Source organism: Allobosea psychrotolerans, from assembly GCF_002917105.1.
GTDB lineage: Bacteria > Pseudomonadota > Alphaproteobacteria > Rhizobiales > Beijerinckiaceae > Allobosea > Allobosea psychrotolerans.
Map to the genome: position 1 here is coordinate 1 of NZ_PQFZ01000053.1, position 1,296 is coordinate 1,296.

At 61.9% G+C, this 1,296-nt stretch carries 1 protein-coding gene; it reads left to right on the forward strand.

Annotation, left to right across the window (positions count from 1 at the left end; all coding sequences use genetic code 11):
• Positions 1–55: 55 nt before the first annotated feature.
• Positions 56–1,258, forward strand: a complete 1,203-nt coding sequence (locus CYD53_RS29755; protein WP_103721675.1) for an IS256 family transposase — start codon at positions 56–58, stop codon at positions 1,256–1,258.
• The last annotated feature ends 38 nt before the right edge of the window (positions 1,259–1,296 follow it).

The following is a 1,296-nucleotide window of genomic DNA, read 5'->3' on the forward strand; positions in this document are numbered from 1 at the left end:
GGGACTGTCAGGGATTTTGTGTCTGGGGCCATAGTGACGCCGATGGAGGGCGGATATGGTCATCAAGAAAGACACGCTGGATCAGTTGCTGGCGGGGCGTGACCCGCGAGAGGTTTTTGCCAAGGACGGGCTTGTCGATGAGCTGAAGAAGGCTCTTGCGAACCGGGTTCTGTCGGCTGAGTTGGACGATCACCTCGACGGCGAGGCTGCCGCGGGGAATGCCAATCGACGCAATGGCTATTCGAAGAAGACGGTGCTGGGCGAGAGCTCGAAGCTGGAACTGCGGATTCCACGCGATCGGGAGGGGACGTTCGATCCCAAGCTGATCGCCAAGTACCAGCGCCGCTTTCCCGGCTTCGACGCGAAGATCATCTCGATGTATGCCCGGGGGATGAGCGTCCGCGAGATCCAGGGCCATTTGCTGGAGATCTATGGCCTCGACGTCTCGCCCGACCTGATCTCGACGGTGACCGACGCCGTGCTGGAGACGGTGAGCGAGTGGCAGAACCGGCCGCTGGAGACGAGCTATCCGCTGATCTTCTTCGATGCCATGCGCGTGAAGATCCGGGACGAGGGCCTGGTTCGCAACAAGGCGGTCTATCTGGCGCTCGGCGTCCAGGCCGACGGCACGAAGGACATCCTGGGCATCTGGATCGAGACGACCGAGGGCGCCAAGTTCTGGTTGCGCGTGATGAACGAGCTGAAGAACCGCGGCGTCGAGGACGTCCTGATCGCCGTCGTCGATGGCCTCAAGGGCTTCCCCGAGGCGATCAACGCCGTCTTTCCGCAGGCGATCGTGCAGACCTGCATCGTGCACCTGATCCGGCATTCGCTGGAGTTCGTCTCCTGGAAAGATCGAAAGCCCCTCGTGCCGGCGCTGCGCATGATCTACCGCGCCAAGGACGCGGAAGCCGGCATGGCCGCGCTCGAGGCCTTCGACGCGGGTTTCTGGGGTAAAAAATACCCGGCCATCGCCCTGGCCTGGCGCCGGAACTGGGATCGCGTCATCCCGTTCTTCGCCTTTCCCGAGGGCGTGCGGAAAATCATCTACACCACGAACGCGATCGAGGCCCTGAATGCCAAGCTCCGGCGCGCGGTCAAAATACGGGGGCATTTTCCGACAGACGACGCTGCGACCAAGCTGATCTATCTCGTCTTGCGCGATGCCGCCGCCGAGTGGAAAATGGCCTCGCGCGAATGGGGCGAAGCAAAGTCACAGTTCGCCGTTTTGTTCGAGGACCGCTTCATCACACGGTGAAGCTCAACCGCCCCGGACACAAAAATTCAGACAGTCCC

What these genes read in the sequence shown, in the direction of transcription:
- CYD53_RS29755 (WP_103721675.1), top strand. Translation starts at nt 56, where the DNA reads ATGGTCATCAAGAAAGACACGCTGGATCAGTTGCTGGCGGGGCGTGAC.